This window comes from Undibacterium sp. Ji42W, from assembly GCF_049340405.1.
In the GTDB taxonomy this organism is placed as follows: domain Bacteria; phylum Pseudomonadota; class Gammaproteobacteria; order Burkholderiales; family Burkholderiaceae_D; genus Undibacterium.
Window position 1 is genome coordinate 117,006 of sequence record NZ_JBMPOV010000007.1, and the last position, 12,983, is coordinate 129,988.

General features: G+C 52.9%; 16 protein-coding genes. 4 read left to right on the top strand and 12 right to left on the bottom strand.

Annotation, left to right across the window (positions count from 1 at the left end):
• The first annotated feature begins 282 nt into the window (after positions 1–282).
• A complete protein-coding gene (locus ACO0LG_RS16445; protein WP_423028231.1) occupies positions 283–1,083 on the top strand; it encodes a hypothetical protein in 801 nt (266 codons plus the stop codon).
• 352 nt (positions 1,084–1,435) lie between these two features.
• Here ACO0LG_RS16445 and eutC read toward each other — a convergent pair whose 3' ends face one another.
• From eutC to ACO0LG_RS16490, 9 genes are all read right to left on the bottom strand, one after another.
• The gene (eutC, locus tag ACO0LG_RS16450) at positions 1,436–2,236 is read right to left on the bottom strand and encodes an ethanolamine ammonia-lyase subunit EutC (protein ID WP_423028233.1); all 801 of its coding nucleotides are present in this window, start codon (positions 2,234–2,236) and stop codon (positions 1,436–1,438) included.
• On the bottom strand, positions 2,233–3,642 hold the full coding sequence (locus ACO0LG_RS16455) for an ethanolamine ammonia-lyase subunit EutB (protein WP_423028235.1): 1,410 nt from the start codon (positions 3,640–3,642) through the stop codon (positions 2,233–2,235). The genes eutC and ACO0LG_RS16455 overlap by 4 nt, the downstream gene beginning before the upstream one ends.
• Before the next feature lie 2 nt (positions 3,643–3,644).
• Positions 3,645–5,060, bottom strand: a complete 1,416-nt coding sequence (gene eat, locus ACO0LG_RS16460; RefSeq protein ID WP_423028237.1) for an ethanolamine permease — start codon at positions 5,058–5,060, stop codon at positions 3,645–3,647.
• Positions 5,061–5,306: 246 nt separating this feature from the next.
• The gene (locus tag ACO0LG_RS16465) at positions 5,307–5,519 is read right to left on the bottom strand and encodes a hypothetical protein (protein WP_423028238.1); all 213 of its coding nucleotides are present in this window, start codon (positions 5,517–5,519) and stop codon (positions 5,307–5,309) included.
• Positions 5,509–6,120, bottom strand: coding sequence for an RNA polymerase sigma factor (locus tag ACO0LG_RS16470; protein ID WP_423028240.1), 612 nt, complete (start codon positions 6,118–6,120; stop codon positions 5,509–5,511). Before ACO0LG_RS16470 ends, ACO0LG_RS16465 begins: the two co-directional genes overlap by 11 nt.
• Before the next feature lie 161 nt (positions 6,121–6,281).
• A complete protein-coding gene (locus ACO0LG_RS16475; RefSeq protein WP_423028242.1) occupies positions 6,282–6,491 on the bottom strand; it encodes a YgaP family membrane protein in 210 nt (69 codons plus the stop codon).
• Between the two features lie 374 nt (positions 6,492–6,865).
• On the bottom strand, positions 6,866–7,207 hold the full coding sequence (locus tag ACO0LG_RS16480) for a low molecular weight protein tyrosine phosphatase family protein (RefSeq protein ID WP_423028244.1): 342 nt from the start codon (positions 7,205–7,207) through the stop codon (positions 6,866–6,868).
• 17 nt (positions 7,208–7,224) lie between these two features.
• The gene (locus ACO0LG_RS16485; RefSeq protein ID WP_423028246.1) at positions 7,225–7,557 is read right to left on the bottom strand and encodes a DMT family transporter; all 333 of its coding nucleotides are present in this window, start codon (positions 7,555–7,557) and stop codon (positions 7,225–7,227) included.
• A gap of 280 nt (positions 7,558–7,837) precedes the next feature.
• Positions 7,838–8,590 (bottom strand): SIMPL domain-containing protein, encoded by a 753-nt coding sequence (locus ACO0LG_RS16490; protein ID WP_423028248.1) that lies wholly within the window; start codon positions 8,588–8,590, stop codon positions 7,838–7,840.
• Between the two features lie 560 nt (positions 8,591–9,150).
• On the opposite strand from ACO0LG_RS16490, the gene ACO0LG_RS16495 reads away from it, so the two are divergent.
• A complete protein-coding gene (locus ACO0LG_RS16495; protein ID WP_423028250.1) occupies positions 9,151–9,483 on the top strand; it encodes a hypothetical protein in 333 nt (110 codons plus the stop codon).
• 127 nt (positions 9,484–9,610) lie between these two features.
• Positions 9,611–9,973, top strand: a complete 363-nt coding sequence (locus tag ACO0LG_RS16500; RefSeq protein WP_423028252.1) for a DUF1801 domain-containing protein — start codon at positions 9,611–9,613, stop codon at positions 9,971–9,973.
• Between the two features lie 299 nt (positions 9,974–10,272).
• On the opposite strand, the gene ACO0LG_RS16505 is transcribed toward ACO0LG_RS16500, so the two are convergent.
• Positions 10,273–10,839 (bottom strand): GNAT family N-acetyltransferase, encoded by a 567-nt coding sequence (locus tag ACO0LG_RS16505; RefSeq protein ID WP_423028254.1) that lies wholly within the window; start codon positions 10,837–10,839, stop codon positions 10,273–10,275.
• Between the two features lie 109 nt (positions 10,840–10,948).
• On the opposite strand from ACO0LG_RS16505, the gene ACO0LG_RS16510 reads away from it, so the two are divergent.
• Complete coding sequence (locus tag ACO0LG_RS16510; RefSeq protein ID WP_423028256.1) at positions 10,949–11,347, top strand: GFA family protein; 399 nt, start codon at positions 10,949–10,951, stop codon at positions 11,345–11,347.
• A gap of 65 nt (positions 11,348–11,412) precedes the next feature.
• On the opposite strand, the gene ACO0LG_RS16515 is transcribed toward ACO0LG_RS16510, so the two are convergent.
• Entirely contained in the window at positions 11,413–12,087 is a 675-nt protein-coding gene (locus ACO0LG_RS16515) for a GNAT family N-acetyltransferase (protein WP_423028258.1), read from the bottom strand.
• A gap of 401 nt (positions 12,088–12,488) precedes the next feature.
• Positions 12,489–12,917 (bottom strand): MarR family winged helix-turn-helix transcriptional regulator, encoded by a 429-nt coding sequence (locus ACO0LG_RS16520; RefSeq protein WP_423028260.1) that lies wholly within the window; start codon positions 12,915–12,917, stop codon positions 12,489–12,491.
• Positions 12,918–12,983: the final 66 nt, after the last annotated feature.

The following is a 12,983-nucleotide window of genomic DNA, read 5'->3' on the forward strand; positions in this document are numbered from 1 at the left end:
TTTTAAAAAGACGATAGGTGTGTCAAGGAAATTGATGATCTGATCGCTCCTCTTCATGTAGGACTACGCCGACCTGATTTTGAGAAAACCGCCATTTAATTTGCTGTGCGGGATTGTTATCCTTCTCTTATTCGCGATGCGCAAAAAAAATAAAAGTGCGCGCACAATTTTTGAAAAACAATTGATCATCAGGGGCACTCCATGGCTGGATTTACACTAGAATTTATTCCACAATTCAAACAATTTAACTTAAGCAGGCAGCTTGCAAGACCTGCCAGCACCATGCTACTCATGAGTTGCATGGCAGCAGCCGCATTAACAGTATCTACGGCATCTGCGGCAGAGACAACGGTATCGCCTGCACTTGACCGTGCCAGTGTGTCGTTCGGCGCTATCAATGCCGATACCAGCTTTCAACTAGGCGTCAACACCACCTCTGGCCGGTATGAAACCCCATCTTATGATGGCGAAAGAGTAACCATACCCAGGATCAAGGCAGACTTTTTGCTGGGCCACAGCCAGGGCATTTCTTTTGATTATTATCGCTACGATAAATCTTATTCCTCCAGCCTCAACGGCAGCACGACCCTGAATGGGCAGCCGCTGAGTGGCACTGCGGCATTAGCGGCGGATGCGCGGCTGGAGATAGGCCAGGTGGCTTACCGTTGGTGGATGGGGCAGGGAGCTGATGTGGTGGGCTTGGGGCTGGGGGCCGCCTATTACCGGGCGACTGTGGGCGGCACCGTGACTGGCGCGGTAGGTGGTATAAGCAATAGTGGCGCAGATAGTTTTGAGCGCAGCACCTTCGCACCCTTGCTGGAGCTGGGCTGGCGTCATGCGTTCACACCAGCTACGCGCATGTTCGTCGAGGCTTCTGGTGTGAAGAAAAACGGTGGCAGCATCAATGGCCATATCTATACGGCGACGATAGGTGCAGAGTGGTTCCCGGTCGAGAATATCGGTATCGTGGCAGACTATGGCATATCCAGAATCAGCCTTACGCGTGACATTGGTCGTGATGACAGTGCACAATTGAACCTGCGCCTGAATGGGCCGTCGCTGTACGTCAAAGCAAGGTTTTAACAAAGCCTGGGTTTGTTAGTGTTGTGAGAGGTATAGCGCAATCCTGCTTTCACATGTGCAAAAGCAATGAGCGTATCCGGTCGCTTGAGTGTAGCAGGGTGCGTTGTAACGCACCCTGCTACACTCAAGCGTGGCCGTGCCCTAGGGTGCGCATCGCAATGCACCGTATGTATGCGTGGTCCACGGCCGTGTCAATTATCCGTGGGTGCGTAAATTACATGCGGCGTATTACAATCCGCCCTACGTCGCGGCAATTGCAATGGATGTTAAACAACGGGTAGGGTGCGCCGTGCGCACCGCTGTATTGTTACGTCAGTATTATATATGCGCGAAGCGGTGCGCATGGTACATCCTACTTTTCCAGCAAGAAATTCGACACGGCCTGGTTGCCAACCTGAACAGGTGCGTCTGTTTCATCCTTCAGTGCCACTCCGGTTAGTCCTCTCTTACGTGCTTCTGTCAGCAAATAATGCAGCTTGTAAGCGGCGGTATCGTAACTGAGGCCATCGGGCCGTATGTTGGAGATGCAATTGCGTGCAGCGTCAGTCAAACCTGGTTGCGGTGCCCAGCTCAGGTAGGCTCCCATGCTGTCGGGTGAACTTAAACCGGGGCGCTCGCCGATGAGCACCAGTACAGCGCTTGCATTCAGCAGCTCGCCTGTTTCATCTCCTATCGCAACTCTGGCCTGGGTGGCGATGACGATGGGTGTCAGGCTCCAGTTGTCCGGCGTGAGTCGGGCCTGCAAACTTGCTAGTAAGGGTAGGGCATTTTGCGCAACCGCAGGCGCAGATAAACCATCAGCAATGACGATGGCGAGATTGCTGGCTGGGGAGGACAATTGCCCCAGATGCTGCCGTGCCTCTTCATTCAGTCTGCGGCCAAGGTCTGGCCGTTGCAAATAGGTATTGCGGTCATGCGCTGCGCTGTTGACATGCAGGCTCGCATATCCAGCAGCTTGCAAAGCCTGCGCTAGTACTTCGATATCCAGCGCCTGATGCACGGCATCACGAGCCTGTGCATGGGCAAGCTGGAAAGCCAGTTGCGCACCCGTGGGTACGCTGACACCGGCGCGGCCCAGGGCAATGCGGGCCTGGGTGAACTTGCGCAAGGCTTGCCATGGGTTGGCATGGACAGGGGGCTTGGCTGCGCTCATGTCAGTCTTCTCAGCGCAGGTGCAAAACCCTGTGGCAAGGCATCATGTAATTGCAATTGCTCATCGTGCTGATCATCGTGTCTGTATATCTCCATTTGCTTCAACCAGGCTTCAAATTCAGGTGCTGCCTGCAGGCCCAGCACACGCCGCAAATACAGGGCATCATGAAAAGACGTGCTCTGGTAATTGAGCATGATATCGTCCGAACCTGGCACACCCATGATGAAATTGCAGCCTGCGGTGGCGAGTGAAGTCAGCAGGATGTCCATGTCATCCTGGTCAGCCTCGGCATGGTTGGTGTAGCAGACATCGCAACCCATGGGCAGGCCCAGCAGCTTGGCGCAGAAATGGTCTTCGAGGCCAGCGCGTATGATTTGCTTGCCATCGTAAAGATATTCAGGGCCGATAAAACCGACCACAGAATTCACCAGCAAAGGCTGGAATTTGCGCGCCACGGCATAGGCACGCGCCTCACAGGTTTGCTGGTCCATGCCATGATGTGCGTTCGCTGACAAGGCACTGCCCTGGCCTGTTTCAAAGTACATGACATTCTGGCCCACCGTGCCGCGCCCCAGTGACAGGGCGGCACTGCGTGCTTCTGCGAGTAATGCCAGGTTGATGCCAAAGCTGCTATTGGCCGCCTCGGTGCCTGCTATCGACTGGAACACCAGATCGACCGGTGCACCTCGCTCTATCGCCGCCATGGTATTGGTCACATGCGTGAGCACGCAAGACTGGGTCGGTATCGCATACTGTTCTATGATGGCGTCCAGCATATGCAGCAGCTTGATGACTTGCGGCACATTGTCGCTGGCGGGATTGATGCCTATCACGGCATCACCACTACCGTACAAGAGACCATCAAGTATGCTGGCAGCGATGCCTGTCGTATCGTCAGTAGGGTGGTTAGGTTGCAGGCGTGTTGCGATGCGGTTTTCCAGCCCCAGGGTATTGCGAAATGCCGTGACGACGCGGCACTTCTTTGCCACTAAAATCAAATCCTGCACGCGCATGAGCTTGCTAACGGCGGCCGCCATTTCTGGCGTGATGCCTGGTGCCAGTGCAGTCAGCGTTGCAGTATCTGCCGCATCTGACAACAACCAGTTACGAAAATCTCCCACGCTTAAATGACTGATCGTGGTAAAGGCAGTCGCATCATGTTCATCAATGATGAGCCGGGTGACTTCATCACTTTCATAAGGCACCAGTACATCATTGAGAAATGTTTTTAACGGTAGGTCTGCCAGGCACATTTGCGCCACCACGCGCTCTTCTGCCGTGCTTGCGGCTACACCCGCCAGCAAGTCGCCAGAGCGCAAGGGCGTGGCTTTGGCCAGCAAGTCTTTAAGGTCGCGGAACTGGTAAGTGCGCGTGCCGGCGATGTGGCTAAATTGTGCTGCCTTCATGATCATCTTGCTGCGGTTTCCGTCGTCAAGGGATTGCTGTCTTCTTCATTTTGCATGGGCGAACGCTTGCTCGCCGTCATTGTATGATAGACATAAGCCACTGCCATGAACAGACAAAAAATCCCGAAGATCAACAGATTATAATAAATCATGGTGACCATGCAGATGCAGGCGCTGATCAGCGCAAACGCTGGTGAATAAGGATAGAACGGTGCGCGGAATGGCCGCACGGTATCTGGTTCGCTACGGCGCAGTTTGAACAGGGCCAGCATGCTGACGATATACATCAACAGCGCGCCAAACACGCTCATCGTGAGTATATTCGCCGTCAGGCTTTGACCACCTATCTTGATCAGTTCATCGCTATAAATTGCAGCGATTCCAATGGCACCACCTGCCAGAATGGCGCGATGCGGCGTCTTGAAGCGTGGGTGGATTTTGGCAAAAAAATGCGGCAGGTAATTCTCACGCGCCAGTGCAAATATCTGGCGTGAATAACCAAGTATGATGCCGTGAAAAGAAGCGATCAAACCGAACAGACCCAGCCACACCAGCATGTGCAGCCAGTTGCTGTTATTGCCGACTACCAGCTTCATCGCCTGCGGCAGCGGGTCGTTGATATTCGACAGCTTGGTCCAGTCGCCCACGCCGCCAGCAAACACCATGACGCCTATCGCCAGCACCACCAGGGTGATGATGCCGCCTATGTAGGCGATGGGTATCGAACGTTGCGGGTTGCGCGATTCCTCTGCCGCCATCGCCACGCCCTCTATCGCCAAAAAGAACCAGATCGCAAATGGGATAGCCGCAAACATGCCGGGCAACGAGGCTGTGCTGAAATGATCCTGCCCGGCCCAGCCACCCTTGGTGAAATTGGACATGCTAAACCCTGGCGATACCACACCCATGAACACCAGCAATTCAAAGATCGCTAGCAAGGTGACAGCCAGCTCAAAATTGGCGGCGATTTGTATGCCTATGATATTCAGCGCCATGAAGACGATATACGCCCCCACCGCCGCCGTCTTGGGATTGATTTCTGGAAATTGCACATTCAGATAAGCACCTATCGCCAACGCAATGGCGGGCGGCGCAAACACAAATTCGATGAGGGTAGCCGCACCGGCAAAAAAACCACCGAGAGGCCCAAACGCCCGCCTGCTATATGCAAACGGCCCACCCGCATGCGGTATGGCCGTGGTCAGTTCAGTAAAACTGAAGATAAAGCTGGTGTACATCGTCGCTATGAACAGCGCCGTGACCGTAAAACCCAAAGTGCCTGCAGAAGCCCAGCCATAACTCCAGCCAAAATATTCACCCGAGATGACCAGCCCCACCGCAATACCCCACAATTGCAGGCTGCCCAGCGTAGGTTTCAACTGCGCAGTCGTGCCTGAGCTTGCCTGATCGGATGTCATGGATAGCCTCACTGTGGGGTAGGAGTGAGTCAAGTATCCATGATTCAGGGAGTTATCACAAGTGCCAGAATTGGGTTGGAGGGGAAGCTCTAGAGGCGGGCGTAAACGCGTAGGTTGGGCCGGGCCTCGCTAGGCTACGCTACGCTTCACCAGCACAACACTGGGCTTTTGATATACGTATACGTTATTTACGCGCCGAGTGTTGGGCTGGTAAAGCGTAGCCCAACCTACGAGGGGCGGCCCAACCTACGATAATTTTTTCTTCCGCCTCTCATACAAAGTCTCAATCAAACCCATCATCCAGCACATGGGGCAGCCGCGCATCAGCAAAAATGCAGCTATGAGTGCCAGGCCTGACCAGATCATGCCCAGAGGTTCAAGCAAGAAAGCGGCGATCACCAGGGCCAGCGCACCAAGACCGCGCAGCAAATGCACTGTCACAGACGAGCTACAAAACATGATCGCCTCCATCGCGTTCAGCCACTCCGGTAACCCCGGCGGCTTCGGCAACCTCGGGTGCACCATCCTTGAGCCAGTAACCGCTTTTGAGTAATTGCTCACGCACCTGTGCACGGGCGCGGTGCAGGCGGCTTTTGACAGCTTCAAGGCTCAGGCCTAACTGGACAGCGACTTCGCGGGCGGTCAGTTCATGCACGTCACGCAATATCAGCACTTCGCGGTAAGGAGGTGACAGCCTTTCCATCGCGCGTACCAGGTCCATGCGCAAGTCAGTCGGCACCATGTTGGCCATGGGCATGTCGTGTTCATTGAGCTCATCCAGGGCTTCGTGGTATTTCTTGATGCGGAACAGGCGGTAACACTCACGTTCAACGATGCGGAACATCCAGGTGGCAAAGGTCGCCGCACAGCGTAACGCGCCTACCTTGCGGTACAGCGACCACAAGGCCATTTGCACCGCGTCTTCAGCATCCTCGGCATTTGAGCAAGTGCGGCGGGCAAAGCGCTTGAGGTCGGGCTGGCAGACTTCCAGCAATGCGGCAATGGCTTTGCCATCACCTTGCCGGGCGGCTTCCAGTAATTGAGGGCGGGACAGGCTCATCTCAGTTATCCAGGTATTTGCGCCCTGGCGGACTGTAACAGTAGGAGATAGAAGTGAAAGACGCTTGCCCGGCGATCAGGACAAGGCGCAAAGCACAGTGATAGCAAGCTATCACGAGCATTTGCAACACAGTCATGGTCGTCGCGCAAGTGGAAGGCACTCTATTTCCTACTGTTGTAGTTAGCCAGTATGGCACAGGCAGGACAAAAGCCGACAAAAGCGGTCATGAGCATGGTGACAGCGCTGGCGATGACTGCCCAGTTCAGCATGCCGCCAACTTGACCACTGTATGCCAGCCAGAACAGCAAAAGGCCGCCGATGATGCGTAGGGCACGTTCCCAGACTGGCAGGTTTGTGTTGAAATGAAACATGATGTCCTCCTTGTTGGTCTTGACAATGACAAAGAGCATGCGTTCCTGCAAAAGGATTCGGCCTATTCAAAAATAATTGAAAATAATTGAAATAGGGCTTACGCAAAATTGGTCTTGACAGTTTTTGCGTCGGCCATGCATCGGATAGCAATGAGCATAATGAGCATAATGAGCATAATGAGCGCAATTCATACAATGCACCTCAAGCCGTCATTCCCGCGTGCTTTTAGCGGGAATCCATCGTTGATCAACCTCTTGCGTAATAATACAGATGGGGCCGATCAGACATGGATACCCGCCTGCGCGGGTATGACGAATCAGGAAGTACGGTAAGCTGCAAGCTTTGGGTCGGGGAGCGTAAATCCTATAAAAAATCAGTTCAAATCCAGAATATCGCCTATAGCTTGTTGTAATTGTTCTACCAGCTCTGCATCCATATACTTGTATTCATCCGGAATGTCGAGCACATGCACAGGCTTGTGACCGATGAGGTTGCGGTAGCTGGCCATCAGGCGTGACTTGTGTTTTTCTTCCATGACAAAGATGACTTCCGCCCACTCTATGTCAGCGGCAGAGACTGGGTGGCGGGCGTTAGGGCTGGTGCCGCCAGAGCGGGCGCGTACCATGGGGTGTTTGCGCCAAACCTGTTCGGCAGTTGGGCTGCGCCACTGGTTGCGGCTGCAGACGAAGAGGGCATTGATGGGGGTATTGGACATGATTGCGTGCTTCAATATTAATGTTGGGCAGAACTGGAAAACACATTCATCACAATAACGCCAGCAATGATCAGTGCCATTCCTATGAAAGCTGGCATATCCAGCTTTTGCCCGAACATGAACCAACCTGCAGCGGTAATCAGCACGATGCCTATGCCCGACCAGACAGCGTAAGCAATGCCTACCGGGATGACTTTCAGCGTCAGCGACAAGAAGTAGAATGCCAGCGCATATCCCGCTACGACAAGTACCGAAGGCGCAAGCCGCGAGAAACCTTCGCTGGACTTGAGGGCGGATGTGGCGATGGTTTCTGAAACAATGGCGATAGCCAGGAATAGCCAGTTCTTCATGATAGGTGTCCTTGGTGAGAGGGCATTATGCATGTTGATTGTTGGGCTGAACAGTCTTGTCAGATCACCGGATGTCTGCGCAAATCAGGTTTTTCAACTATGTCGCATACACGGAATTTGACAACAAAGACGGTGCGCACGGCGCACCCTGCCGATTGCTGTAACCCTTACGGTGCGCCGGGCGCACCATGTCCCGACATTCGAGATGCTAGTAATTAATCAGGAAAGACGATGCCTTACAACGCACCCTGCACATTATCATATCCGGTATGATTTTTGATCAACGCTCTATCCCATATTCTATCGTCACTACCACCCGCGCCACCTTGTCTATCGTGGTCTTGTCATAGGTACCGCCGTATTCTTCCGAGCTGGTTTCCGTGCCAACTGGCAGGATATAAAACGCCCCTTGCGAGGCAGAGCGCATACTGCCTACTTTGACTGAGCCATATCTGGCAAATTCGGAGGCGCGCTTGTTGGCGTTTTCGGTGGCCGCACCTATCAGTGACATCTTGATGTCTTCAAGCTTTGACACCAGGTATTGTGGCGCACTGTGGAATACTGGCTGGCCGTCAGCTTCAAGTTGCAGGGCTGCGCGGCTGACGTTCGTTACCTTGGTCAAGTCCTTGGATGTCACCAGTATGCTTTGCGTGGCCTTGTAGCCGCGCTGTACCTGGCGGCTGCGGCCTTCTGGCAATTCTTCAACGACCATGTTGGCTTCCACCGCTTCTTCTGATTCTTTCAGTGCAGTTTTTTCAAAGCCTTGCTTGCCCAGAAATTCATCAAGCACAGGGCGTGATTTGCGCAACTTGGCCAATGCTTCCGCAAAGCTGGGCGCAACTACCGTCACCCCTATGCGCCACTCGGCATAATCAGCTTGCACGGGTTTTTCTGCCAAACCCTTGACCGAGATACTCTGCTTGCCCGCACCTATGTGCCTGGTCTGCATGCCAAAAATAAAAGCCGCAGCCGACATGCCCAAGGCCAGCAAGACGCCGAGTATGATCAGGGCGCGGGATAAGTCTTTGTTCATTCAAATCTCCTGAGGACGGTGAAGCAGCGGGGCAAGGTATGCCATGCAAAAAACCCGGGTTTGCGTTCGCTGGTAAAATCCGGTGTTGCATCAGCCCATACTGCAATAAAGCTTTTACTTTCCCTATACACTTTGCACTTTGTTGCAAAATATAATAAATGCCCAAAGTAACGGGCAGGCTGGCATATACCGAAACTGAAGCGCAAGCACACACCAGACAGTGAAAAATTATACAAACACATGTTTGCCTTGCGCTAACTGCTGTACAGGGCTATCTCACTTGCCGACCTGGCCTGGTTTATTTCTGCGTATTCAAAAGGCTTGATCGATACCTCAAGGTGGCAATGGCGATTGACATTCAAGCATGCAACAATCAGTATTACATAACACTTAAGCTGCTTACACTGGTCGTGAAGATGTGGGGTAAGTAAAGTGTTGTCGCCATGGAGATACATAGGCAAACTACCAGCGGTACAAAACTGAATTTTGATTTTAATGTGCTTTCACTTTCCGTGATGACCAACACTTTACGCCATCTTATAAATGCCGGCCTGATAGCAATGCTCATATGCAGCGCTATTGCCCGGGCATCTGGCGGCACCGGGGAATACGCCCTTGATTGGCCGGTAAGCGGCGAATTGCTGGCCTATCATTCCAGCGGCTGCGCAGATGCCTGCTGGGTCGCCGAGGTGCGCAAAAAATCCACCCGCCAGGTCAGGGCGCGTTTGCGGTGTGATGGTGATCAACTGTATTTTTCAATTGCAGGCAAGAGCAGGGAGCAGCTATTGCCTGAGGGCTGTGCAAGCTACAATGATAGTAATGAAAAACCCAGGCTTATTTCTGACAAGCTGATGACGCTGCTGCGGGGCCAGTCTGGAAAAACTAAAAAATGAAGGAAGATGTCGTCAAGACAGTCCTGCACGCTGCAATTTTTTGTAGGGTGCGCCGTGCGCACCGTTTGCACCACGTACACCAATTGCAGCAATCATGACACTGCGCATGAAAAAAGGAGCAGACCCCATGAGTACAGAAAGAATCAACAAACTGCTGCAAGACATACGCATGCTTAATGAAGAAAATTATGCACTGGTGCAAAGCTTGCGGAAAATGATCTTGCAACTCGATGAAGGCGTGAGTGAAGACGTCAAATACGGCGGCTTGCTGTTTTCTGCGGCGAGGTCATTTTGCGGTGTTTTTTCTTATAAACACCATGTGACCCTGGAATTTGGCATGGGTGCGTCCCTGCCTGATAAATACAAGAAATTCGAGGGAGAGGGCAAGTATCGTCGCCATATCAAACTGACTTCTGAACTGGATATCAGCGACAAACATGTGCATCACTATTTGCTAATTGCCCTGAAGGCGGCGAGTGAGCATCCGTGAGTTGCACCGTGATGTTCGTAAAAGGATAAGCGTAGAGCGCTTTGCAATGTGCCGCATGTGTGCGTGGTGTACGGCGCAGATATTTCCCGCGGGATGTGATCGTCTCTTATCGCATCAATAGATGCGCAGACAATCGGCCATCCATGCGGTGGGTTGCAACGCACCGAGTCTGCGTGATGCACGGCACAGATATTTCTCCTGGCATGTGGTGATCTTATACGGTGCTTTACGCCGATGATTTGAGCATCCCGGTAATTTTGTATGGAGCAGTTGAGCAGATTTGAAACGCACCAGGTATTCTAGGATGCCTCACCCCGCTTTACCCAATCACTATGCAGCAAGCCATAAATCGCCGAATCCGACACCACGTCGTCGATGATCCAGCGTTCGCGCAGATAGCCTTCGCGGATGAAGCCCAGTCTTTCGAGCGAACGGGCAGAGTTGATATTGTCCGGGTGGATGTCGGCGTCGATGCGGTTGAGGTGTAATTCATTGAAGCCGTAATTGAGCAGGGTCACCAGCGCTTCATTCATGTAGCCCTGGCCCCAGTAAGTTTCGTCCATGTCGTAGCCGATCTCGGCGCGGCGGCAGCCTTGATCAAAATGGAACAGGATGCAACTACCCAGAAAGACCTTGTCTGTCTTGCGTATTAAGGCCAGGCGCAGCAGGTCTCCCCTGATCATGGCGGCCTGATCGCGCTCTACCATGCCAGTGGCCTGGGTAAGTTCTGTCCATGGTGCGGTGGTCATGTAGCGCATGACCTTGGCTTTGGAGCGCATGCGCAGGATAGCGGCGGCATCGTCTATGCACAGGGCGCGCAGCTGCAGGCGGGGGCTGTCTAAAGTGACCTGGTTAAAGGCTGGCATGATAAGAGTCTCCATGGTGGATAGCAGACAGATTATAACCGTGTACTAATGAACTGCACTTCAATAAAGTCTGTGTACAATAACAGGCCACCTACACAAATAAAACATCATGAAAACCTATCACGGCAGTTGCCATTGCAAGGCCATACGTTTTGAAGCGGACATCGATCTGGCCGATGGCAGCATGCGTTGTAATTGCAGTTTTTGCCTGAAGATACGTTGCTGGGCAACAGTAGTAAAACCTGAATCTTTTCGGCTGCTGGCAGGTGAATCTGAACTCAGTGAATATCAATTTGGCGCAAAGAACGAGCAACATTTTTTTTGCAAGCAGTGCGGCGTGCGTCCGTTTGGCATTGCCCATTCACCCCGGCGTGGCAAATTCTATGGCGTCAGCGTGAGCTGTCTTGATGATGCCAGCATTGCAGAACTGGCGGCGGCACCGATAAGCTATGTCGATGGCATCAACGATAACTGGGATACGCCGCCAGTAGTGGTCAGTTATCTTTAAGGCTTTGCATTGCGCGCCTGCATGTCATGTGCAGGCAAAGCCTTAAGTCCATTCTTATGCCCAATTTATTCCAACAGCACAGCCGCCGTCATTTCAGAAGCCAGCGTCCAGCCCATGGCGGTGTAGAGCGCACGGCCTTCATCGGTCGCCACCAGAATACCGGTTGATGCCGCTTTGCTGCACGCATGGTTGACCAGGCTTTGCATGATGGCAAAGGCCAGGCCACGGCGGCGGTGCGCGGGTTCGGTGACGATCTGGTCAAACACGGCGTATTGCTTGTAGATGGCCATGCGGCCGGTAGCGGCATGGTGGCCTTCGTTGCTGCAGGCGCGGGCGGTGACGGCATCGCCATCTTCAATGAGACTGATGTGATAAGCCGCAGGCATGGTGACCGCCGTCGGGGCGATGGACTTGCTCATCAAATATTCAAGTGGTTTGACCTTCCAGCGCGGGGGCAGGATACCAGCGACGCTGCTGTGCGGTGCGCACACCTTGAGCCAGGTGTCTGGCGTATCGAGCTCCTGCGCGAGTTTTTGTATGGCACTCAGGACATGCCCCTGCAAGACATAGCGCTCCAGATGACCGGGCAGACCCACCTGTATGCGGTAGCCAAAGTCAGCCAGCGGGATGGGGGCATCAGTGCCACGCGAAATCGTCCAGCCATGCGCCCAGGCACCGAGCAACTGGTCTGTATTGGAGACGTCTTTTGCTGCACCAACGGTAGGGATAAGGTTTTGCATAGTAGTCTCTGCTGGTATCAAGATAATGATATATCCAAAAAAGCAACTTTACTGCATTATGTTGCTTTTAAGTAAATATATCAACTATTTATCAAATAGTTAATTGAAATTGCTGATGAGCACGCTATTTTATTTGCCCCTTTTATCACTTTGCATGACCTTGTCTGGCTGCGGCAGGGTGCTTTGTCATAGGGAAAAGCTGATTTTTTCCTGTTCTGGGCATGTTCTCGCGGCATATAGCGGGGGCGGGCATGGTAGCAGCGGATGTGTTGCAAATATGCAATCATTATCATCAACCATCTGCTGGTTTTGATGCGCTTTTTGCCTGATCTGATACAGGCTGGTGGATGTTTTGCGGCTTGCTGTATCGCACTGCCGTTTTGCGATGAACTCGTTGCAAATTACTCCAGACCGGTATCTTCCGCCTCAACCAGCTTGTTCAACAGCTTTAGCAATTGTTTTTGCTCTGTCGCACTGAGTACGGCAAACTTGTCCGTCAGCACCTGCATGGCGATCTTGTTGGCGGTGGCGAGCATGCGTTCACCTTGTTCGTTGAGGTAGTGTTCTATCCGTCGTCCTTCGCCGGGCCGGCGCTCTATCAGACTCTGGGCGACGAGACGGTTGGCCAGGGTGCCAAAGGCCTGGTCAGTCTGGAAGGTGGCAAGGGCCAGGTCATGCGATGATGCGCCTGGCATGCGGCCTATGGCGCGCAGGGCATCCCATTGTGCCAGTGTGCTGCCTGCCGCAACGAGGGCAGTTTCGAGTGCGCGGTGTTGTCGGTATTGGGCTTGCTTGACGGCACGGCCCAGGTGTTGGAGGTGATTTAGCATGCGGCCAGTCTAGCATAAATGTAAATATACTGATATAAATCAATTTATATAATCATGTTTATATAA

Coding starts and splice junctions, on each gene's coding strand:
- ACO0LG_RS16445 (WP_423028231.1), top strand. CDS start 283: ATGCTACTCATGAGTTGCATGGCAGCAGCCGCATTAACAGTATCTACG.
- eutC (WP_423028233.1), bottom strand. CDS start 2,236: ATGAGCGCAGCCAAGCCCCCTGTCCATGCCAACCCATGGCAAGCCTTG.
- ACO0LG_RS16455 (WP_423028235.1), bottom strand. CDS start 3,642: ATGAAGGCAGCACAATTTAGCCACATCGCCGGCACGCGCACTTACCAG.
- eat (WP_423028237.1), bottom strand. CDS start 5,060: ATGACATCCGATCAGGCAAGCTCAGGCACGACTGCGCAGTTGAAACCT.
- ACO0LG_RS16465 (WP_423028238.1), bottom strand. CDS start 5,519: ATGTTTTGTAGCTCGTCTGTGACAGTGCATTTGCTGCGCGGTCTTGGT.
- ACO0LG_RS16470 (WP_423028240.1), bottom strand. CDS start 6,120: ATGAGCCTGTCCCGCCCTCAATTACTGGAAGCCGCCCGGCAAGGTGAT.
- ACO0LG_RS16475 (WP_423028242.1), bottom strand. CDS start 6,491: ATGTTTCATTTCAACACAAACCTGCCAGTCTGGGAACGTGCCCTACGC.
- ACO0LG_RS16480 (WP_423028244.1), bottom strand. CDS start 7,207: ATGTCCAATACCCCCATCAATGCCCTCTTCGTCTGCAGCCGCAACCAG.
- ACO0LG_RS16485 (WP_423028246.1), bottom strand. CDS start 7,557: ATGAAGAACTGGCTATTCCTGGCTATCGCCATTGTTTCAGAAACCATC.
- ACO0LG_RS16490 (WP_423028248.1), bottom strand. CDS start 8,590: ATGAACAAAGACTTATCCCGCGCCCTGATCATACTCGGCGTCTTGCTG.
- ACO0LG_RS16495 (WP_423028250.1), top strand. CDS start 9,151: ATGCTCATATGCAGCGCTATTGCCCGGGCATCTGGCGGCACCGGGGAA.
- ACO0LG_RS16500 (WP_423028252.1), top strand. CDS start 9,611: ATGAGTACAGAAAGAATCAACAAACTGCTGCAAGACATACGCATGCTT.
- ACO0LG_RS16505 (WP_423028254.1), bottom strand. CDS start 10,839: ATGCCAGCCTTTAACCAGGTCACTTTAGACAGCCCCCGCCTGCAGCTG.
- ACO0LG_RS16510 (WP_423028256.1), top strand. CDS start 10,949: ATGAAAACCTATCACGGCAGTTGCCATTGCAAGGCCATACGTTTTGAA.
- ACO0LG_RS16515 (WP_423028258.1), bottom strand. CDS start 12,087: ATGCAAAACCTTATCCCTACCGTTGGTGCAGCAAAAGACGTCTCCAAT.
- ACO0LG_RS16520 (WP_423028260.1), bottom strand. CDS start 12,917: ATGCTAAATCACCTCCAACACCTGGGCCGTGCCGTCAAGCAAGCCCAA.